This window comes from Streptomyces sp. SAS_281 (assembly GCF_052542855.1).
On record NZ_JBMNDO010000068.1, the window covers coordinates 21,378 to 40,592 of the forward strand.

The following is a 19,215-nucleotide window of genomic DNA, read 5'->3' on the forward strand; positions in this document are numbered from 1 at the left end:
GGTGCTGCTGTACGAGATGTACCTGGTGGCGGGCGCCCCCAGGCTGGACTTCGGCTGGCTCACCACCAATCTTCCGGTGTACCCGACGACGACACTCAACCTGAAGACGGGCTCGCTCCCCAGTGCCGCGACCGGACCTCGGCCCTCTTCAGAGGGCCGAGGTCTCGTGCCGCCGGGGCCGGCTGTCCAGTCCTAGCTGTTGCGGGTCATGACGTTGTTGACGCTCAGGCGATGGGTGGAGGGGAGTGAGTTCCGGTCTCGCCTTGTGCGAGTGCCTGTGTTGCCTGCGCGAGTCTGCGGATTGCCTGGATCAGTTGACTCGAAGGGAGCGTGTACGGCAGTCGGATGTTGCGTTCGAACGCACCTCCGACCCCGAACCGTGGGCCGGCCGCGATGGTCACTCCGTGGTCAGGAGCCGTTGCTGCCAGCCGCGAGCTGACGGGCCCTGGGAAGGTAGCCCATAGCGTCACGCCTCCGGTCGGCTGCGAGGCGTGGACGTCCGGCAGGTGTTCGGTGAGTGCCTGCCTCAGAGCGTCGCGTTGCGATCTGAGTTGCTGGAGCGTGTCCGGACGCTGGGTCTGGTGCCCATTCAGCAGGGCTGCAGTCGCGAGCTGTTCGACGACGGGGGTGCCGAGATCTGTGGTGGGACGGACTTGTTCGACACGTGCCAGAAGAGTGGGCAGCGCGCGAATCCAGCCTGTGCGCAGGCCGCCCCAAATGCTTTTCGACACAGAGCCGATGCTGATGGCCGTCGGCATGTGCAGTGCGAGGGGTTCGGGGCTCGGAACGTCCAAAGCCAGATCGGTCATCGTCTCATCGACGACAGTGGGACACGCGAGCCTGAGTTGTTGGCGCACGCTCGTGGGCATGCACATCCCGGTCGGGTTGTGAAAGTCGGGTATCAGGTAGGCCAGGTTCGCGGCTTTCCCTGCTGCTTGGAGTTGCTCCGTGTCCCAACCGAAAGACGTCACAGCGATGGGCAGAAGACGGGCGCGCGCTTGAGTGAACATCGTGATCGCGTGCGGGTAGGTCGGATGGTCGATGAGGACTTTGTCGCGTGGTGCCACAAGTACGCGCGTCAGAAGTGCCAGAGCGTGTTGCGCGCCGTTGGTGATCAGGATCTGATCGGGCCGGGTGGGCAGTCCTCGCCGCTGATACCAATGAGCGACTGCTTCGCGCAGCTCAGTGGTGCCGTACCGGTCGTAGCCGTGCCGCTCAAAATGCCGTGGCAGCTGTTCGAGAGCCGTCGCGAACGCGGCGTGGAGGATTTCTACGGGCGCAGCCGGCACGGCGAAGGACAGATCGATGGTCTCTGCGTCCGTGCCGACCGGGTGCGCGGGCGGGGTGTCATCGGGCAGCCGTACCGTCGCCCTTGTGCGTGCCCGTGTGGCGAGGTATCCATGCTCGACCAGCGTGCGGAACGCGGCACCGACGGTGGTCCTGCTGGTGCCGAGCGCGGCAGCCAGGTCACGCTCGCTCGGCAGGGCCGCACCAAGGGAGAGGCGTCCGTCCAGGATGAGCAGACGCAGCCTGTCGGAGAGACGTCGATGCGCCGGCCCCGGCCCCTCCTGCCAGGTCCCCAACATTCCCGCCACCGCATGTGAGCTGATTTTCACCGAACCAGCGTAGCCAATCTGGCTATGGAATCCGAGACCAGATCGCCGCGAGACTCGCCCTATGGCACCTTCCGCTTTCACTACGCGCACCTCCGTCCCGGGTCGTAACGGCCCGCCCGTGATACCTCGCATGAACGCATACGCCCAGGTCAGGGCGGCCCGAAAAGCACGTCGGGTACCCCAGCTCCTGTTCGGCTTGGTTGGCTACGGGGCTGCCGTCATGGTGCTCGTCCGGTCCGGGCTTGGCGCGGCCAGCTGGAACGTGCTCACAGAGGGCACAGCCGAGTCCCTCGGAATCTCGTTCGGTTGGGCGACGAACCTGATCTCGCTGCTTGTGCTTATCGCATGGATCCCCCTGCGAGAACTGCCGGGGCTTGGCACGCTCCTCAACGTCGCGATCGTGGGCTTCGCCGCAGATGCCACCGCCACTGTGCTCCCTGACCCACAGGGCACACTCGCCGAGATCGGATATCTCGCCGTCGGCCTTGTCTCCCTGGCATTCTTTGACGCCCTCTACCTCGGCGCACAATTCGGGTCGGGACCACGCGACGGCATCATGACCGGACTCGTTCGGCTCACCCACCAGCCCATTGCCCTGGTGCGCACCGGCATCGAAGTCGCTGTTGCCTGCGCCGGCTGGCTCCTGGGTGGGACCGTCGGGATCGGCACTGTACTGATCGCACTGTGCATGGGGCCCCTCGTTGGCCGCTTCCTGCCGCTGGTAGCGGTTCGCCTCCCTGCCGCTTCCGCACCCACACGGCACACCCGATGACTGTGAAGAGACAATCGCTTCACCGCAACGCCCCGCTTGCAGTCGAAGGCCGACGCCACCTCGTCGAACGCTGTCAGATGCGCCCGATCGCCCACGTGGCTGCGGCGATGGGGACTTCAAGAGCATGCGCGTCGAAGTGGGTGAGCCGGTTTCGCCGCTACGGTGAACTTGGCCTGCGTGAACGGTCCTCCGCGCCTCGGCACCAGCCGACAACCACGCCAGGCGGGGTTATGGAACGCAAGGAGCGGCTCCGCCGGGCGCACGAGTGGCCCGCAACGCGCATCGCCTTCGAGCTCTCAGCCCAGGGCATGCGGCTCAGCCGCCGGACCATCAGGCGACATCTGGAACAGCTCGGAGTGAGTCGTTGTCGGTTCACCGATCCGGACGGGGAACTCAACCGGACAGCGCGGCAGATTCTCGCCCACCGTCCGGGTCACATGGTGCACATCGACGTCAAGATGGCCGGCCGCATCCCCGATGGCGGCGGCCGGCGAGTCCACAGCCACGGCAGTATTACCCCTTGGCTCCAGCCCCGGCAGAGAGCTTCTGCGAGGCTCGCTCGGGAAGCTTCTTGGCCAGAGCGTCTGCAGCTTCCTGCGTCGGTGGCGCCTTCGTGGTTGCAGGCCACCACGAGGACGGAGCCGGTGCCGTGTTCCTCCAGGGTGGCGCACAGTTTCGGGTTGCCGCCGTATACCTCGTCGTCGGCCACCCACGGGGCGTGTCGGCCGGCGTCCAGGAACCGGGCGATCATGCGGGCGGCCAGTTCCGGCTTGGTGGCGAACGCGGTGTCCGGCTCGAGTCCGGCCTCGCGGCAGCGGTCGGGTGGTCGGTCCACGAGCGCGGACGTACAGCTCACGGTCTACCGCAGCATGCCCGCGCTGACCTGCGTGGATCAGGTAGACGGCGACTTGGGAGTGCTCGATCCGCCCTGCGGTGCCGGTGTACTGGTGTTGGACGCCGACGGTGCGTGTGCCCTTCCTGACGTCGCCTGTCTCGTCGACCACGAGCACCGCCTGGTCGTCGTGCAGGTGCTCGGTCACGTACTCGCGCAGGTCGTCGCGGACGGCGCCGGCGTCCCACTTGGCGCGGTTCAGCAGGTGCTGCATACCGTCCGGGGTCGCTTCTCCGGCCCCCTCGGCAATGGTCCAGCAGTTCTTGCGGGACAGGTCCGCAAGCAGTGCGGGCACCAACAACCACCGTATCCGGCGGCGGGGGCGACCCCTGCGAACCGGCCCCGCGATCCGGTCCATGAGGCCCTCGAATGCCTCCTGCCAGCGGGCAGGGTCTGCCTGTGACCTGCGGCCACCGCATGATCGCTTGTCTTCACACACCGATGATCGACGGTGGCCGCCCCCATGTTCGCACCGCCGTGATCACGATCGACGGCCGAAGCGCTAACCTGCGGCCATGATTCTCTTCCGCGAGGCCGGGCCCGGCGACTTCGAAGCCGTTCTACGCCTCTACCGGCAACTGCAGCCGGAGGATCCGGTTTTGCAGGACGGGTCTGACGCAGCGGCTTACGCACAGATTCTGGCTTCGCCCAGCCTGCACCTGTTCGTGCTTGAAGCCGAGGGGATCGTCGTCGCCACGACGTACCTGAACATCATCCCGAACCTCACCCGATCCGCGTCGCCGTACGCGGTCATTGAGAACGTCGTCGTTGAAGAGACTCTGCGGGGCACAGGTCTGGGCAAGCAGATCATGATCGACACACTCCGAGCCGCATGGGATGCGGGCTGCTACAAAGCGATGCTGCTGACAGGCTCGCGCAAACCTGCTACACACGCGTTTTACAGAGCGTGCGGTTTCTCGTCCGACGCCAAAACGGCGTACCTCGCTCGCCCATCCTGACGCCATGAGCTGGGCACGCACAGATCGCCGGGACCTTGAACCGTCTCTGCTGCAAGTCCGGGACGTGAAGATCACGATCTACGGCTGGAGTTCTAGCCCGTCTCTCCTATGGCCAGGCCCGGGCTCTGCTGGATGAGCACACCGCCGTGCGCGGCCCGGGGACCGGCTGGGACCTGCACGAGTACCGCGACTCCGCCCTCACCCACCTCGGCGAGCAGGATGCCTCCCTACTGATGCTGATGGCGAAGTCCCTGCACAAGAAGCCGGAGAAGGTCCGCCGCTACCGCTACTTGAAGCCCTCTCCCGAGGCGATCTCGGAGCTGACAAGTCTGCTCGCCCCTGACGACAGCAGACGATGAAGCACACGTGGTTCGTCGGCAGGGGATGGCCGCCGTCAGTACGCCTCCGGCGCGAACCGACGCTTGTACGCAGACGGTGTGATACCGGTCTCGCGGCGCATCAGCTTGCGCAGATTGGCAGCGGTGCCAAGCCCACTGCGCCGCGCAATTACATCGAACCGGGGCTCGCCTCGCTCGATCAACCGACACGCCAGAGCAAGCCGCTCCCCCGTCAGCCACGCCAGCGGCGTCGTGCCCAGTTGCGCCTGGAAGCGGCGATGCAGCGTCGCCGGACTGACCGCCGCACGCGCTGCAAGGCCGGACACGGTGAGCGGTGAGTCCAGCCGTTCCTGAGCCCAGGCCAGGACAGGCGCCAAGGACTCGTCCGGCAGGTCGGGCATGGGACGCTCCACGAACTGCCGCTGCCCACCGTCCCGGTGCGCCGCGAAGACCAGCCGCCGGCTCACAGAGTTGGCGACCTCCGCACCGTAGTCGCGGCGGACCACATGCAGCCCGAGATCGAGCGCAGCTGCGCTCCCTGCCGCGGTGAGGATGTCACCGTCATCCACGAACATTTTCTCCGGTGGCTCTGCCAGCTGGCCGGGGTCGGGCCGACGGAAGTTGCGGCACTCGAACGATGCGCTGGTCGATGTCTCCTACCTCACCCACGACGACGCCGTGGGCGCCTTCGGCCCTCCGCCCAGAGCCCTTGGCGCCGACGCTGTAGCGGAGATCGCTGCGGTCGGCTGGGAGGCCGCCACCTCGGCGCTGCCGGCGGACGGCGAAGGAGCGGCAGCTGCCCCGGGAATGAATATCACTGGCGACCCTCGCCCGCCACTTCGAGGGCACTCCGTACCCCTCCTGCCAGCGGGCTGCTGAACGGTCCCTCACCGTCGTCCTGTGGTGGGACTGAGCCCGGTCCGGTCCACGACGAAGGTTCAGGTCCTACGGATTGACCTCGCTGGCGCCTACGAGCTGCTTGGGGCTCCCGCTCGATCGGCAGGCCTCGTGATCAATACGACAACAGCTTCCAACGAATTCTGCGCGATGAAGGTTCACGCGCGCTCGGAGCCGTCGCGCGGGCCGGGTCAGGCGCGGAGGGACTTCTGCGGGAGCGGGTCCGTCGAGTCCGGCAGTGCCGAGTTGTCCGCTATGAGTCTCAGCAGGCCGGGGAAGCGGTCCTCGATGTCTTGTCGGCGCAGTTGCGCGCTGCGGCTGTTGCCCCGGTCGACCTGCCGGATCAGGCCAGCCTCCCGCAGGATGCGGAAGTGATGGGTCCGGGTGGACTTCGATACTGGCAGGCCGAAGGACGTGCAGGTCCGTTCGGTGTCCTCGGACTGGCGTACCAGGGTGGCGATCACGCGGTAGCGCAAGGGGTCCGAGAGGGCCTTGAGCACGGTGAGCAGGTCCATCTCCCCGCTGGTGGGGTGCCCCTCGTTGTCTGGCATGCCGCTGCTCCTCACAGGGTGTGCTGCTGCGTCGACGCAGCCCTACAAAGGTACTACTTGCGCCCTACCTCGGCCTCGTGCCACCTTAGGTACGACACAAGCCGTACCTAAGGTGGTGGCTGTTCCGTGCGAGCACTCACCGCCCCGGCACCTCGAAAAATCGTCCGCTCAACGAATCCGGAGCTTTTCGTGGCCTCATCGACCACCGATCCCGTGCCGTCCGCACACTCCTCCGCCGCGGAGACCCAGACAAGGCCGGCAGCACCGGGTGGCACGGGTCTCACCCTGTTCGCCGTGCTGCTCGCGGCTTTCGTCGTCCCCACCTCCATCTCCGGCACGGCGGTCGCCCTGCCGGACATCGGCGCCGACACCGGTGCCGGATCGGCCTCCCTTCAGTGGGTCGTGAACGCGTTCAACGTAGCCTTCGCCTCCTGCACCCTGGTGTGGGGGACGCTCGCCGATCTGATCGGCCGCATCCGCGCCTTCATGCTGGGCGCCACCGTTTTTGCGGTCGCCTCGCTGGGGTGCGCGCTCGCCCCAAACATCTACGTGCTCGACGGCGCCCGCGTCCTAGCCGGCCTGGGCGGCGCCGCGATCTTTGCCTGCGGCAGCGCAATCCTGTCCTCCGCTTTCGACGGACCAGCCCGCGCCAAAGCGTTCGCGCTGTTCGGCACGGTCGCCGGGGTCGGCGTAGCCCTGGGGCCGACGGTGTCCGGCCGGGCGGTCGACGCGCTGGGCTGGCGCTGGATCTTCGGACTTCAGGCCATGGTGCTCGGCGCCGTCCTGCTGTGTGTGCCCGCCATCGCGCGCCGAGCGAAGGAGCTGCCCGCCCGGGCTGGACGCCTGGACGTACGCGGCGCACTGACCTTCGTCCTCGCCATGGCCGCCCTGACCTATGGCATCGTCCAGGGCTCGGTGTGGGGCTGGGACTCTCCAGGCACCCTGGGGCTGCTGATGTTCGCGCTGGTGCTGCTGACTCTGTTCTCCGCGCTCGCCAAGCGGACCGAGGCACCGTTGCTCGACGTGTCGCTGCTGCGTAATCGCCGCTTCCTCGCCTACACCCTGGTGCCGGTTGCCGCCTCCTTCGGCTTCGTCACCCAGCTCACCTACCTGCCCTCCTACCTGTCCACCGTCGCCGGCTACAGCGCCTCAAGCGCAGGTGCCACCATGCTGCTGCTCACTATCCCGGTCCTGGCCCTGCCAATGGTGGGCGCGAGGTGGGTGGCGCGAGGCGTCTCGCCTCTGGCGGTCGTCTGCGCCTCGCTGCTGTGCCTCGTCGTCGGCGACCTGGGTCTGCTGCTGATCGGTCCGGAGGCCTCGTTCACCGTTATGGCGCCCGCAATGCTCGTCACCGGCGCCGGCATGGGCTTGTCGGCCGGGCTGGTCGACGGCCAGGCCCTGGAACTGGTCGAACCCTCCAAGGCAGGCATGGCCGCCGGCTTCATCAACACCCTGCGCTTGGGCAGCGAGGCGATCACGGTCGCCGTCTTCGGATCCCTCCTGGCCTCCCTGTCGGCCGACCACTCCTCATCCGACCCGGCCGGCGGCTACGACAGCGCCTTCCACGTTCTGCTGTGGGCGATGGCCGTGGTCTGCCTCATCCTCGGTGTCCTGATAGTCGCCCTGACCCGCGGCTCGTCACGCACGGAACAGGCCGGGTAACACCGGTGACCTCCTCCTCCCGCCCCGAGGGCACCGACCGGGAAGCCCGGCATCGTTGCCGTCGCCGCCGGTCAGCGACACCCGAGCGGGATCCCCGGACCGTCGACCACGACACGGTGGTTGCCGCCCGGACGGGCGCGGTCGACCGGGTCGGGTTCGCTTTCGGGCCGGCCGAGCGGCCCGCCCGTGGGAGGAGTCGGTCACCGCCCGCGTCCAGTCCCATTGTTACGCCTCCGCAACCTCGCCAGCAGCGCCAGGTGCAACCGATCCCAGACGCCCGCCTCGTTCCAAGCTGCAGGCCGACGCCAGCACGTCATGCCGGACCCCGACCCTCGACTGTCGGACTTCGGCCCGGTGCTCCCCGCCGCCCGGGCCCGGTGAATGGTGCAGGAGTCCGACCCTCGGGGAGGCACAGGGATGTCAGCGGTTCAGCTCAGGGAGCACCAAGCCACGCAACGTGCCGCGTTCCGCCGCTGGGTCGGGTTCCCCGCCAGGGCATCGGTGCCGCCTCGGGGGCTCGGGGCACGATCGTGTCCGCGACCGGGACGGGGAAGACGATCACGGCCGCTGAGTGCACGCTGGAGTCGTTCGCGAACGGGCAGATCCTCGTCACGGTCCCGACCCTGGGCCTGCTCGCACAGACCGCCCAGGCGTGGCGGGCGGTGGGCCACCGAGCCCCGACGGTCCGCGGTGTGCTCGCTGGAGAACGACGCGGGCCTGGCCGCGCTTGGGGTGCGGACCACCACGAACCCGGTCCAGCTCGCGCTGTGGGGCCGGGCCGGGCCGGTGGTCGTGTTCGCTACGTGCGCTTCCCTCGTGGACCACGAGGACCCGAAAGACCCGACGGGGCCGGCGGAAGGTTCGCGGGCCGTCGGAGGCCGCGCTCGCGGGCGGGGAGCGGCTCTACGGCCAGGAGTTGGCCCCGTTCGACCTCGCCGTGGGGGACATGGCGCGCTCACCCGCGGGGGATCCGGGCCGTCCGTGGGCGGCATCCAAGACAACCAGCGGATCCCGGCGGACTTCTGGCTCTACCTCACCGGGACCCCGCGCATCCTCGCCGCACCCCGGCCGAGAGGGGGCGCGGACGGGCAGGAGGCGGTGATCGCGACGACGTCGGACGACCCGGAGGGGATCTACGGCCTGTGGCTCCCCGGCGCCGAGCTCGGCCTGTCAGAGGCCATCGAGCGGGAAATCCTCGCCGGGCTCCAGATCGATGTCCTGAAGATCCGCGGCCCCTCCCCCGTCCTCGGCGAGTCGGAGGAGGCGCGGCGCGGGCGGCGTCTCGCCTTGTTGCAGGCGGCGCTCCTGAAGCACGCGGCCGCGCACAACCTGCGTACGGTCATGACGTTCCACCAGAAGGTCGAGGAAGCGGAGGCGTTCGCGGACAAGCTCCCGGAGACCACGGCCCAGCTGTACATGAACGATGCCTCGGACGAGGACCTGGCGAAGGCGCCGACAGTTCGTCAACGGCATCGACGCCGCCGGCCCACCGGGTCCACCGCACCTTCCTCGCCAGCTGCCGCGTCCTGGGGGAAGGCGTCGACATCACCGGCGAACGGGGAGTCGACTCGAACTGCTTCGCCGACACCCGCGGCTCCCAGGTCGACCTCGTCCAGAACATCGGCCGCGCGCTCCGTCTCAACCGCGACGGCAGTACGAAGGTGGCCAGGATCATCGTCCCGATCCTCCTGAAACCCGGGACTCGACCCAGCCGCAGCACCGTGCCACGGCTGACGGGCAAGCCGAAGACTCTCGCTATGCGGGCCCCGGCTCGACCGGCGAGCACAAGGCCGACCGCAGCCAGCGTCGACCGCAGGCGCTCGGTCCGCCGGCCGTATCGACGAGTCAGCCCCGGCATCCGCTCGACAACGGTTCGGCGCCCGCACGAGATGGCCAGGCAGAGGAACCTGCGGACGTACAGGCAGAGGTCGACCCGTCTGCCGCCGCTCAGCGCATCAGCAGGAAACCGCAGGTAGGAGCTGTGAATCCGCCGAGACCAGCCTCCACAGCCAGGGCATCGACCCCGGCCACCGTGCTCCGGGCCTCGATGCGTACCGCCTCTTCGTTCACGTCGACCGACAGCACAGCCACGTCTGCGATCGACGGGACCAGTAACTCCTCCAACCGGAGCACTCCTTCTTCCACGGGGCCGAACTGTCGACTACACCGCCCTGGGGAAGGAGCATTTCCAGGCAGCTTCCCAAAAAGCCCAACCGCCCGGCGGACGTCACTCAGCGTGGCGATCCACGGAAAGTGAGCCAGAACCGCTACCCGTGAACAAAGCCACCGCTGTGGGGCCCGACCCGCACTGCGCCGGTCACAGAGCAACAACCGCGCCCTCGCGCATCCACCCGCGCCCATCCGCCGCTGCGTCAGTGGTGACCAGCACATAGCCGTACTCGTTGTAGGAGGCGCCCTCACACGTGGCCGCGCCTACGATGTCGCCCGCGTACTTCGTCTTCACGACGGCGCTGTAGGGATTCGGTTCCTCATACACACCGGCTGTCGGCCACACGACCTTGTACTGGCAGCCTGCCGAAGCCGACGCTACGGCGACCGGGCTGACGACGAGTGAGCCGCCGAAACCGAACGCAATGAGCAGGACAATGGTGACGAGACGCCTTGTAGTCATGACGGTTGCGGCTCCGAAAAAGTAGGTGCGTGTCGGGTACATGATGACAGTCCCGGCGTCCTGCTCGTTGCTGTCGCCGGCTTCGAGCGGATCGGCCGAACCGACGTCACCACCGAGATCCTCCGACCGAGACGACTCTGCCGCCATCTCCCGCATCATCTTTCGACGGTCAGCTCTCAGCAGCCGGCGTCGGGTTGGTCGTGGGCCGTTCCGGAAACGTCCAGCCACGCCGAGCCCGCACTCCTCCCCGCGGTCCGGAACCAGTCGGCGAGCAGAGCCGCACCTGGGACGGCCGGTCCCAGGTGCCCTGCCGATCTCTTGCACCAGCAGCACCGATATGCGCATGCCTGCGCGGCAGTCGGCCATGCCGACTGCCGCGATCATTCTGCCGCGACAGCGCTTCTGCTCTGGTTTGCATGGAAACGCGCCTTCTTCTGGCGGTTGCCGCAGGTGTTCATGTCGCACCATCGGCGGGTGCGGCTTCTACTGGTGTCGAAGAAGGCGGCCCGGCAGGTCGGCGAGGCGCAGAGGGCCAGCCGCCCATCCCGTTCACCTGCGAGGATGGCGATTGCGTCGGCGGCGATCACACCCAGTGCATCCTCCAGGGCGGAGGCTGGTGCCAGCTGCCAGCGGCGCTTGCCCTCAGGTGTCAGCATCGAGGTGGCCCGGCCCTGCCTGCTGCGGTCATTGAGCATTCGGACAGCGCATGCGGGCAGCGGGTCCTGGAGTGCGGCTGCGGTCGCGGCCGCGTGGATCGACTCCCTCAATTCCCGAGCGAGGTCGAGCTGGTCGGGAGCGCAGGAGGGCACGTCGAGGCCGTAGATCGCCAGCCAGTCGACGAGCCGTCGCGGCGTGGGAATGCGCTCCACAGCCTCGCCATGACGCTCGGACAAGGTCCCCGTGAAGCTGGTCGCCAATACGGATCCGAGGCGGAAGTCGGGGAACTCAGCACGCATGGAACCACCATAGCCGGTTGCGCGCAGGCGCAGAAGCGCGCTAGAACCGTCATTGACGGTTCGCATCGGGATGCGGCCGGTATCGCGATGACCAGGAGGTCCCATGTCTCGCCCCACCGATGACGTGTACGCATTCACATCCCGCACCACCGACGCCGAACTCGACGACCTGCGCGCGCGCCTGTCCGCAGCGCGACTGCCGGAGACCGAGACGGTGCACCACGCCGCACCGGGCCCGCGCCGGTGGGACCAGGGCGTACCGCTCTCCGATCTCGTCGACGTCGTCCACTACTGGCGTACCGGATACGACTGGCGGTGGTTCGAGGAGCGCTTGAACGCGATCGGCCAGTACCGCACGACCATCGACGGCCTGGGCATCCACTTCCTTCACCGCCGATCACCGCGTACGGATGCCACACCGCTGCTCCTCACCCACGGCTGGCCGGGCAGCATCGCCGAGTTCATCGACGTTGTCGATGAACTGGCTGACCCGAAGGACCCCGATGCGCCGGCGTTCCACATCGTGGCCCCGTCGCTGCCGGGATTTGGTTACAGCGACAAGCCGGTCACCACCGGGTGGGGGGCCGGAAAGACCGCGGCCGCATGGGTGGAGCTCATGCGGAAGCTCGGCTACGAACGGTTCGCAGCCCACGGCGGCGACTGGGGAGGCGTGATCACCACCGTCCTCGGCGGCAGGTTCCCCGCCCAGGTCCTCGGCATCCACACCACGCTCGCGCAGGCACCACCCGGGCTGACCACCGAAGGGCTGACGCCGACCGAACGCCAGTGGGCCGAGGAAACCCGCGACTTCTGGCACCACCGCTCGGCGTACGCGAAGCAACAGGCGACCCGACCGCAAACCATCGGCTACTCGCTCGTCGACTCACCGGTCGGACTCCTCGCCTGGATCCTCGACAAGTTCGCCGAGTGGACGGACACCGACGACAGCCCCTTCGAGAGGATCTCCATCGACCGAATCCTTGACGACGTCACCCTGTACTGGCTGACACGGACCGGCGCGTCGGCAGCCCGCATCTACTACGAGAGCCACGGCGGGGTCAACGCTCTCGACCCCGACCTCCGCGTCGACGTCCCGTCAGCCATCACCATTTATCCCAGCGACATCGAGAAGTGCCCACAGCCCTGGGCACAGCAGCGGTACCAGCGGATCGTCCGATGGACGACCGCCGACGCCGGCGGCCATTTCCCGTCGTTGGAAGTTCCCGACCACTTCGTCAAGGACCTGCAAGCAGGCATGACGGCCGTACTGACCGCCAGCGGCCGATGACCATGCAAACGGGCCCCTGAACCGCGTCAACGGGCTCGGGACGCTGTTCGGGTCACTGCCCGCCGTAGATGGTCGAGCACGCCAGGGCGGGGCCGAGGCCGTCCCTGCCCAGGCGCCGGGCCTCGCTGCATCCACCGCTACGAGGGAAGCGGAGCACGTCCCGCCGTACCGGCGGCGTGCCGGTACCGCGGACGTGGTCCGCAATGGTGCGTGACCAGGCGTGGCTGCGCCGACGGCGCTTGGGGTAAGCCCACGGCGCCGGCCCCGGCCACGAGGAGGCCGGCCGCGGTTGCCGCCGGCGCTGCGAGGTTGCTGCTTCTCAAATCGGGCGATCCGCAGGACCGTGAACTTCTCGACCACCACCGGCCCAGCCCGCAGTTCCGACGAGAGCGGGCGCGGCGGGGTGCCATGAGGCCCGGAAGACAGCGTGCGGGCAGTACGCGAGCCAGACGAGAGCGGGTGCGGACGGCACGCGAGCCCGATCGGGGCGGGCGCGAACGGTGCACGGGTCTGACGGCAGCGGGCGCGAACGGCAGCCGTTCACCTGATCTTCACCCTGGCGGTTGAGGGACGGGGGCCTGCGGACTGTTGGCGTGTGCATGCTCTGACCGCACCGCCACCGTCGTCATCCCCTCACCGGAGGTCTGCAGTGCCCGGCAGAAACGTGTACCGCCGCAGTCGTGCCGTCGTGGCAGCCGCTCTCGCGTTCACCGCAGCAGCGGCCGGGATCTGGACCGGCTTCGCCGGCTCGGCCCCCGCGCACGCCGCGGCGGCCGTCCCGACCCCGGACCACGTCGTGGTCGTGGTCTTCGAGAACCACGCGTACAGCCAGGTGATCGGCTCCTCCAGCGCTCCCTACATCAACTCGCTGAAGACGGGCGGGGCCAACCTCTCCCAGTCGTACGCCGAGACGCACCCGAGCCAGCCGAACTACTTCGCCCTGTTCTCCGGCTCCACGCAGGGGATCACTGACGACAGCTGTTACACGCCCGGCTTCTCCTCCGCACCGAACCTCGCCTCCGAGCTGATCGCCAAGGGCAAGACCTGGGCCAGCTACAACGAGACGCTGCCCAGCCAGGGTTCGACGACCTGCAGCAGCGGCGACTACGCCCGCAAGCACAACCCCTGGTTCGGCTTCAGCAACGTCCCCACGTCCAGCGCCAAGACGTTCGCACAGTTCCCGACGGACTACTCGACGCTCCCCCAGGTCTCCTTCGTCGTCCCAAACCTGTGCAGCGACATGCACGACTGCTCGGTGTCCACCGGTGACACCTGGCTGAAGAACAAGCTCGGCGCCTACGCCACCTGGGCCAAGACTCACAACAGCCTCCTCGTCGTCACCTTCGACGAGGACAACCGGCTCGCCGGGAACAAGATCCCGACGGTCCTCTACGGCCAGCAGGTGACCCCGGGGTCCTCCTCGGCCACCACCTACAACCACTACGACCTGCTGCGGACGCTGGAGGACATGCACGGCCTCACGCACGCAGGCAACGCGGCCACCGCCAAGGACATCACGGGCATCTGGACGTCCTGACATGTACGTAGCGGACAGCCGCGTCGGCACGCCCGAGACCCCGGCGGCGGCACCGTCCGCAGACGGCGCCGCCCAACCCCTCGCCGGGCGGCGCCGTCCCGCGGTGGCGCCCACGGTGCTGGCCCTCGGCGCGGTCAGCCTGATCACCGACGTCTCCTCCGAGATGGTGACGGCGGTGCTGCCGCTGTACCTGGTGGCGGGCCTCGGCCTGTCCCCGCTGGGCTTCGGGCTCCTCGACGGGATCTACAACGGTTTCTCGGCCCTGGTCCGCCTCGTCGGCGGACACCTGGCCGACCGGGGAGGCGGGCGCCACAAGTGGGTGGCGGGGGCCGGGTACGCGCTCTCGGCGGCCTGCAAACCCCTGCTCCTGGTGGCGCAGACGCTGACCCCCATCGGCGTGATCCTCGCAGCCGACCGCACCGGCAAGGGCCTGCGCACCGCCCCCCGCGACGCCCTCATCTCCCTGTCGAGCACCCCCGAGAACCGCGGCCGGGCCTTCGGCGTGCACCGCGCGATGGACACGGCGGGCGCCCTGCTCGGCCCCCTCGTCGCCTTCCTGATCCTCCGCGCCACCGTCGACGGCTACGACGCCGTGTTCACGGTGAGCTTCTGCATGGCCGTCGTGGGCGTGCTGGTGCTGGTGCTGTTCGTACCGGGGGGCGCGGCCACGAAGATCGGCACCGGGCGGCCGACAGGCGCCGATGCCGATACGTGCCAAGCCGGGGAGCCCGGGGCCGCCGCCGGTCACGCCGGGAAGCCCGGGGTCGGAGCCGCGGCTCCGGCCCTCACAGCCCTCCCGGCCTCCGCGCCGCGCCCCGCCCTCACCCCCACCCTGCGCGCTGCCCTGGCTCTCCTCCACCGCCCGGAGCTGCGGCGCCTCACGGTCTGCGCGTTGCTGCTCGGGCTCGCCACGGTCAGCGACTCCTTCGTGTTCCTGCTCCTCCAGCGGCGCCTGGGGGTGCCGGACCGCTGGTTCGCACTGCTGCCCCTCGGCACCGCCGCCGCTTTCCTGCTCCTCGCCGTCCCACTCGGCCGGCTCGCGGACCGGGCCGGCCGGTGGCGGGTGTTCCTCGGCGGGCACGGCGCCCTGCTCCTCTCGTACGCCCTTCTGCTCGGCTCCTGGCAGGGCTCGGCAGCGGCCTGTGCCGTACTGCTCCTGCACGGCGGTTTCTACGCGGCGACCGACGGCGTGCTGATGGCGGCTGCCTCGGACAGCGTTCCGCGCGAGCTGCGTTCGTCCGGGCTCGCGCTCGTCCAGACAGGCCAGGCGCTGGCCCGTTTCGCGTGCTCGCTCGGCTTCGGCGCGGCCTGGACGGCCTGGGGCGACCGGGCGGCGCTCACGGCGGCGGCCGTCCTGCTCGCCCTGTGCGCCGTTTCCGCGCTGTACCTCCGCCCGATCCGCCCCACCACCTCCTCAGAAGGCCTCGTATGACGCTGCGCAACCGCATCCTGGTCCTGATCTGTACCCTGGTCGTCCTCGCGGGCGTCGCGGTGGCCTCCGTGCTGCACGCCTCGGCGCGCGCGGACCGCAGGAACCAGGCCCGGCCCGGCGGCCCCCGGATCACCGCCGGGCCAGTTTCCCTGAAGGCATCCCGACGGCTGGTGTTCCGCAACATGGCGTGGGGGCCGCACCGCGACGAGCTGACGTCCGTCCCGGCGTCGGCCCCGTCGAGCCCGCGGGTCGCGTCAAAGGTCAAGTGCCTCCGCTTCCACGCTGCTTCGGGCACCGGCGTGTGCCTCCAGGCGAAGCACGGCGCCGTCCAGGACACCTACCAGGCGGTGATCCTCGACGCCGGGCTGCGCAAGCGGGCCCGCTACGACGTGCCGGGGATCCCGTCCCGGGCCCGGGTCTCCCCCAGCGGGCGGTACGCGGCCTGGACGGCGTTCGTCGGCGGCGACTCCTACACGGGCACGAACTTCTCGACGCGGGCGGCGATCGTCGACACCCGCACGGGGCGGCTGACGCCGTCGCTGGAGGCGTACCGCGTGATCAAGGACGGCCGGACCTATCACGCGGCGGACATCAACTTCTGGGGCGTCACGTTTGCTTCGAACGACCGCACTTTCTACGCCACGATGGCCACGCACGGCTCGACCTATCTGGTCCGCGGCGACCTGCGGGCCCGCACCGTCACCACGGTGCACACCAACGTCGAGTGCCCGTCCCTCTCCCCCGACGGCACCCGCGTCGCCTACAAGAAGCGCGTCAAGGGCCTCCCGGCGGACGCCCCGTGGCAGCTGTACGTCCTCGACCTCCGCACCGGCCACGAAACGGCCCTGTCGGAACCCCGCAGCGTCGACGACCAGGCGGTCTGGCACGACGACTACACCCTGACCTACGCCCTGCCGGGCGACTACGGAGCCGACCTCTACACGATCCCGTCCGACGGCACGGGTACACCCCGGCGCATCAGTACGGCGGCGGTGTCTCCGGCATACATCGGCTGAGCGAACCGGTCACACCGCAGGGTCGGCGATCGGTGCTCGTCGGCCTTGCGGTGTCGTTCACGGGGCGGCGCCCGCGAACGACACAGCACCACCGTGCCCCTGCAGCACCGGCGGATTCTTCCGCAGCTCGAACGCCATGACTTGGCCGCGGCACACCTCGTACGCCGACTTCCTGTTGTGGAAGAAGAAGACGAAGACGTGTTCACCGAGGGTCTCTGCGACAGTTCGCTGCGTTGTACAGAATTGATGAAGATCACTTACACGATCAGGACGCTGCTGCCGGGCTCCCGATAATCCGTGCGGCCGACGCGCGCTGCAGCCAGGGACCGGTAGAGCTACTCCCTCAGCCCCGCCAAGCCCGTCCATCGCAACCTGCGAAATGTTGCTCCGGGGATGGTCGGAGGTGCGGTTCGTGACCGGGGGCCGCTACTCGAACAGGTGCCGGTGGGTCAGGCTCCAGGTGATTCTGTCGCCGAGCCGGCTGAGCAGGCCGTTGGATGCCCAGGTGGCCTGGGGCTCGTGTCCTTTCTCGGCAAGGCGGCGTACCAGATCCACGTTGTCGCGCTGTCGGGTGATGACGGCGTCGACGATCCCCTCGGCCGAGTCGATCCCATAGGCGGTGCAGAAGAGTTCAAGCCGTCGGCGGCGGTCCGGCGGCGCGGGGTAGTGCAGCCAGCGCAAGCACTCGGCGTCGTCGCGGAAAGGAGCAACGTATTCGAGCGCGTAGGCCACGTCGTGCAGCCGCGGCGCGGGGCAGGCGAAGTCCCAGTCGATGATCCCCACCGGCCGGTCACCCTGCCAGACGACGTTCCAGGGGCCGAAGTCTCCGTGGCAGACGACGTCTTCTTCGCCGAGACCGGCACCGCCCCCGGACCACGTCGCCCCGGCCGAGGGCGAGAAGTCCGCGCACGCGTCGTGGTAGTCGCGCAGCAGCCGGGCGAAAGCGCGCAGGCCGTCGTCGGCGACGACTTTCCCCCAGGACAGCGGCCCGGCATCGCCGTCGATATAGGTGAGGACCTCGCGGCCCTCGGCGTCGAATCCCAGCGGTCGGGGCGCGTAGCGGAAGCCGACCTCCTCCAGGTGCTGCAGAAGTGCGTGGATGGTGGGCGTCCACGGCTGGGCGGGCCTGCGGACGGTGTCACCGATCCGTACGACTCGCCGATGAGCCCCGTCCTGCATTACTTCCTCGCGCGCCATCCCGGTGAAGTTACCGGTCCGGCCGAGCACCGGCACCTCGATATCGCGGGTGTGGCGGCTTGGGGGTGGGCGCGAGCAGGGTGTGGGAACGAGAGCCGCGGAGGGGTTCACCGGGCTGCTGACCCTGCGCTGGCCCACGGGCCAGATCGCCCCCGCTCTATCGCGGTCCTGGCCGACTTCATCACTGAGGTCGTCGCCCCACACCCGACGACTCCGCACTGGCAGACCTCGCGGCCAGAGTCGAGGAGCTCGCCACCCAGGACTTTGGCGCCGGCAGCGCATGACAGGTGCAGTGCGGGCTGTGAGCAGGTATGCGACGTGTACCGCCAGGGCAGAGAGGGACGAGCGCGGCGGGAGCCGAACGGGAACCCGACTGTTCATGGGGCGCGCCACCGCGTCACCGCCGCACGGCAGCCGCTGCCTCGGCCGTGCTCGCGCGCGTGTGCCGGCAGCAATCCGGCCGCTCGACAGCACTGTGCCGTCCAAAATTACGATCACGTCGCCTCCGCGATGCACCTCGACGCGACTTGCGCCGCCGGCAGACCCGGCTGCTCCGCCTACATCGGGGTCGAGAGCCGGGTTCAGCCCAGGCCGGGCGTTGCCCGTATGTTCTGGCCGCTGATCCACCTGCTCACCGGCCCCGTGAGGAGCGCGACGACGGCGGCCACGCGGGACGCCTCCCCCAGGCGACCGAGAGGTGTCATGCCGGCGACCGCCTGAAGCACTTCTGGGGAATTGGCGCCACGCAGCCCATCCGTGTCCGTCGCGCCGGGGGAGACTGTGTTGACGGTGATGCCCCGTAGTCCAGCTCCCGGGTTGCAACCGCGGTCAGTTGCTCGGCAGCGCCCTTGCTCGCGGCGTAGGGCCCGATTCCCGGCACGGGGCGCACGGTATTCATGGTGGACATGTTCACGATGCGCCCGCCGTCACGCATCTGCCTGGCTGCATAGCGCATCGTCAGGAAGACGGACCTGGCATCGACCGCCGTCACGCTGTCGCATACCTCCACCTCGGTCTGGGCGAGCGGCACGGAACTGAAGACCATCGCCGCGTTGTTGACCAGCATGTCCATGCCTCCCAGATGTGCCTCTGCGGCTTCCGTCAGCCGCTGCGGCGCATCCGGCTTCTTCAGGTCGAGGCACACCGCCCGGACCTTGCCACCGTCCGACTGAACGACGCGGACGACGTCGGCCGCGGCATCCTCGCTGCTGGCGTACTTGAAGACCACGTCGGCCCCGTCACGGCACCCGCGGGTACGACGTAACGCTGGTTGGCGGCGCGCATACGACGCAGGACCTCAACAAGTACGGTGCGCCGGCCCCGCACCACGTGATCGCGCACACCATCCTCTACTGGCAGTGGCAAGGCGCCCCCGGACGTGGCGCAAAGACCGTCGACACGGCCGAGGTGACATTCACGGCGGACCGAAGTGACCCGCCCCGAGACGAGCCTGCTCCGCAGGCTCGTCTC

The 19,215-nt window shown here is 68.9% G+C and carries 14 protein-coding genes and 7 pseudogenes; 12 read left to right on the top strand and 9 right to left on the bottom strand.

The genetic code is table 11. The annotated features are described in order from the left end of the window. Window position 1: 1 nt before the first annotated feature. The gene (locus tag ACN6LM_RS23955) at window positions 2-196 is read left to right on the top strand and encodes a hypothetical protein (RefSeq protein ID WP_445067435.1); all 195 of its coding nucleotides are present in this window, start codon (window positions 2-4) and stop codon (window positions 194-196) included. A gap of 28 nt (window positions 197-224) precedes the next feature. Here ACN6LM_RS23955 and yczR read toward each other — a convergent pair whose 3' ends face one another. After that, window positions 225-1,616 carry a MocR-like transcription factor YczR gene (yczR, locus tag ACN6LM_RS23960; RefSeq protein ID WP_445067436.1) on the bottom strand — a complete coding sequence of 464 codons (1,392 nt, stop codon included), beginning with the start codon at window positions 1,614-1,616 and terminating at the stop codon, window positions 225-227. Window positions 1,617-1,746: 130 nt separating this feature from the next. Between yczR and yczE the strand changes: the two genes are divergently transcribed. Next, window positions 1,747-2,388 (top strand): membrane protein YczE, encoded by a 642-nt coding sequence (gene yczE, locus ACN6LM_RS23965; RefSeq protein WP_445067437.1) that lies wholly within the window; start codon window positions 1,747-1,749, stop codon window positions 2,386-2,388. Then, window positions 2,385-2,900: pseudogene (locus tag ACN6LM_RS23970) on the top strand (helix-turn-helix domain-containing protein); the annotation flags it as partial. The gene yczE and the pseudogene ACN6LM_RS23970, both read left to right, overlap by 4 nt. Here ACN6LM_RS23970 and ACN6LM_RS23975 read toward each other — a convergent pair. After that, a pseudogene (locus ACN6LM_RS23975) lies at window positions 2,822-3,638 on the bottom strand (IS701 family transposase). The pseudogenes ACN6LM_RS23970 and ACN6LM_RS23975 sit on opposite strands and share 79 nt — an antisense overlap. A gap of 157 nt (window positions 3,639-3,795) precedes the next feature. On the opposite strand from ACN6LM_RS23975, the gene ACN6LM_RS23980 reads away from it, so the two are divergent. Next, window positions 3,796-4,239 (top strand): GNAT family N-acetyltransferase, encoded by a 444-nt coding sequence (locus ACN6LM_RS23980; RefSeq protein WP_445067438.1) that lies wholly within the window; start codon window positions 3,796-3,798, stop codon window positions 4,237-4,239. A 92-nt stretch (window positions 4,240-4,331) separates the two neighbouring features. Further along, window positions 4,332-4,598 (top strand): annotated as a pseudogene (locus ACN6LM_RS23985) (site-specific integrase); the annotation flags it as partial. 35 nt (window positions 4,599-4,633) lie between these two features. On the opposite strand, the pseudogene ACN6LM_RS23990 reads toward ACN6LM_RS23985, so the two are convergent. Continuing rightward, window positions 4,634-5,161: pseudogene (locus ACN6LM_RS23990) on the bottom strand (helix-turn-helix domain-containing protein); the annotation flags it as partial. 504 nt (window positions 5,162-5,665) lie between these two features. Continuing rightward, window positions 5,666-6,025, bottom strand: a complete 360-nt coding sequence (locus ACN6LM_RS23995) for an ArsR/SmtB family transcription factor (RefSeq protein ID WP_445067439.1) — start codon at window positions 6,023-6,025, stop codon at window positions 5,666-5,668. A 189-nt stretch (window positions 6,026-6,214) separates the two neighbouring features. Between ACN6LM_RS23995 and ACN6LM_RS24000 the strand changes: the two genes are divergently transcribed. Both ACN6LM_RS24000 and ACN6LM_RS24005 read left to right on the top strand, forming a co-directional pair. Continuing rightward, a complete protein-coding gene (locus ACN6LM_RS24000) occupies window positions 6,215-7,687 on the top strand; it encodes an MFS transporter (protein WP_445067440.1) in 1,473 nt (490 codons plus the stop codon). A 417-nt stretch (window positions 7,688-8,104) separates the two neighbouring features. After that, a pseudogene (locus tag ACN6LM_RS24005) lies at window positions 8,105-9,399 on the top strand (DEAD/DEAH box helicase family protein); the annotation flags it as partial. A 235-nt stretch (window positions 9,400-9,634) separates the two neighbouring features. On the opposite strand, the gene ACN6LM_RS24010 reads toward ACN6LM_RS24005, so the two are convergent. From ACN6LM_RS24010 to ACN6LM_RS24020, 3 genes are all read right to left on the bottom strand, one after another. Then, on the bottom strand, window positions 9,635-9,811 hold the full coding sequence (locus tag ACN6LM_RS24010; protein WP_445067441.1) for a hypothetical protein: 177 nt from the start codon (window positions 9,809-9,811) through the stop codon (window positions 9,635-9,637). Window positions 9,812-10,004: 193 nt separating this feature from the next. Continuing rightward, window positions 10,005-10,478: a hypothetical protein gene (locus ACN6LM_RS24015; protein WP_445067442.1), complete on the bottom strand. Its 474-nt coding sequence runs from the start codon at window positions 10,476-10,478 to the stop codon at window positions 10,005-10,007. 221 nt (window positions 10,479-10,699) lie between these two features. Beyond that, entirely contained in the window at window positions 10,700-11,275 is a 576-nt protein-coding gene (locus tag ACN6LM_RS24020; RefSeq protein ID WP_445067443.1) for a CGNR zinc finger domain-containing protein, read from the bottom strand. Window positions 11,276-11,378: 103 nt separating this feature from the next. Between ACN6LM_RS24020 and ACN6LM_RS24025 the strand changes: the two genes are divergently transcribed. From ACN6LM_RS24025 to ACN6LM_RS24040, 4 genes are all read left to right on the top strand, one after another. Next, complete coding sequence (locus ACN6LM_RS24025; RefSeq protein ID WP_445067444.1) at window positions 11,379-12,563, top strand: epoxide hydrolase family protein; 1,185 nt, start codon at window positions 11,379-11,381, stop codon at window positions 12,561-12,563. A 664-nt stretch (window positions 12,564-13,227) separates the two neighbouring features. Beyond that, window positions 13,228-14,100, top strand: a complete 873-nt coding sequence (locus ACN6LM_RS24030; protein WP_445067450.1) for an alkaline phosphatase family protein — start codon at window positions 13,228-13,230, stop codon at window positions 14,098-14,100. Window position 14,101: 1 nt separating this feature from the next. Further along, the gene (locus tag ACN6LM_RS24035; protein ID WP_445067445.1) at window positions 14,102-15,532 is read left to right on the top strand and encodes an MFS transporter; all 1,431 of its coding nucleotides are present in this window, start codon (window positions 14,102-14,104) and stop codon (window positions 15,530-15,532) included. Beyond that, window positions 15,529-16,548, top strand: a complete 1,020-nt coding sequence (locus ACN6LM_RS24040; RefSeq protein ID WP_445067446.1) for a TolB family protein — start codon at window positions 15,529-15,531, stop codon at window positions 16,546-16,548. Before ACN6LM_RS24035 ends, ACN6LM_RS24040 begins: the two co-directional genes overlap by 4 nt. Before the next feature lie 426 nt (window positions 16,549-16,974). Here ACN6LM_RS24040 and ACN6LM_RS24045 read toward each other — a convergent pair whose 3' ends face one another. Together ACN6LM_RS24045 and ACN6LM_RS24050 are read right to left on the bottom strand one after the other, a co-directional pair. After that, on the bottom strand, window positions 16,975-17,775 hold the full coding sequence (locus tag ACN6LM_RS24045; protein WP_445067447.1) for an aminoglycoside phosphotransferase family protein: 801 nt from the start codon (window positions 17,773-17,775) through the stop codon (window positions 16,975-16,977). 551 nt (window positions 17,776-18,326) lie between these two features. Further along, a pseudogene (locus ACN6LM_RS24050) lies at window positions 18,327-18,973 on the bottom strand (SDR family oxidoreductase). 11 nt (window positions 18,974-18,984) lie between these two features. Between ACN6LM_RS24050 and ACN6LM_RS24055 the strand changes: the two are divergent. Beyond that, window positions 18,985-19,215, top strand: a pseudogene (locus ACN6LM_RS24055) (hypothetical protein); the annotation flags it as partial.

Coding starts and splice junctions, on each gene's coding strand:
- yczE (WP_445067437.1), top strand. CDS start 1,747: ATGAACGCATACGCCCAGGTCAGGGCGGCCCGAAAAGCACGTCGGGTA.
- ACN6LM_RS23980 (WP_445067438.1), top strand. CDS start 3,796: ATGATTCTCTTCCGCGAGGCCGGGCCCGGCGACTTCGAAGCCGTTCTA.
- ACN6LM_RS23995 (WP_445067439.1), bottom strand. CDS start 6,025: ATGCCAGACAACGAGGGGCACCCCACCAGCGGGGAGATGGACCTGCTC.
- ACN6LM_RS24015 (WP_445067442.1), bottom strand. CDS start 10,478: ATGATGCGGGAGATGGCGGCAGAGTCGTCTCGGTCGGAGGATCTCGGT.
- ACN6LM_RS24020 (WP_445067443.1), bottom strand. CDS start 11,275: ATGCGTGCTGAGTTCCCCGACTTCCGCCTCGGATCCGTATTGGCGACC.
- ACN6LM_RS24025 (WP_445067444.1), top strand. CDS start 11,379: ATGTCTCGCCCCACCGATGACGTGTACGCATTCACATCCCGCACCACC.
- ACN6LM_RS24035 (WP_445067445.1), top strand. CDS start 14,102: ATGTACGTAGCGGACAGCCGCGTCGGCACGCCCGAGACCCCGGCGGCG.
- ACN6LM_RS24040 (WP_445067446.1), top strand. CDS start 15,529: ATGACGCTGCGCAACCGCATCCTGGTCCTGATCTGTACCCTGGTCGTC.